This window comes from Mesorhizobium sp. M7A.F.Ca.ET.027.03.2.1, assembly GCF_003999175.1.
Lineage (GTDB): Bacteria > Pseudomonadota > Alphaproteobacteria > Rhizobiales > Rhizobiaceae > Mesorhizobium.
This window is the reverse complement of the sequence record NZ_RZOM01001731.1, coordinates 1-663: the sequence shown is the minus strand read 5'-3', so window position 1 is coordinate 663 and position 663 is coordinate 1. Positions and strand designations below refer to the sequence as shown.

Annotated in this window: 1 protein-coding gene; it reads left to right on the top strand. The window is 59.6% G+C overall.

Annotated elements, in window-relative coordinates:
- A partial coding sequence (locus EN750_RS37705) for a chemotaxis protein CheB (RefSeq protein WP_145968352.1) occupies nt 1–663 on the top strand: 663 nt, incomplete at both ends.

The following is a 663-nucleotide window of genomic DNA, read 5'->3' as shown; positions in this document are numbered from 1 at the left end:
GGCCAAATCTATGTCGCGCCGCCCGATCACCACATGATTGTCTCACATGGTAAGCTGCGTCTGTTGAGAACCCCGAAGGAGAACTGGGCGCGCCCGGCAATCGACCCCTTGTTTCGTAGCGTGGCCGAGGCCTATGGTCCAAACGCGATCGGCGTGATCCTGACCGGCTATCTGAATGACGGGTCGCTGGGACTCGCGGAAATAAAGCGTCGCGGCGGCATTGCGATTGTCCAGGATCCCGACGATGCGGCGTATCCGGAAATGCCGGGCAGTGCTGCCGCTCACGTGGCGCTGGACTACCGCGTGGCGCTCTCCCGCATGCCCCGATTGCTTGTTGAACTGGTCAACGGAAAGGAAGGAAAGGAAGCGGCTATGCCGAACAAGTCCTCTCAACCTGAGGCCGAGGGGGATTCTCCGACCATCGACGGCGAAAAATTCGATCGCCCGCTGGCGCTGACCTGCCCGGAATGCGGTGGCGCGCTCCACAAATCCGAGAATGGTACGATCATCAAGTTCGACTGCCATATAGGTCACAGCTATACCGGGGAGGTCCTGGCCTCGGCCCAATTCGACGAGATGGAGCGGGTTATGAGGGCCGCAGTGAGAATTCTAAACGAGCGGGCTGAATTTTGTCTGGAAATGGCCGAGCAAGCACGCTTGCAG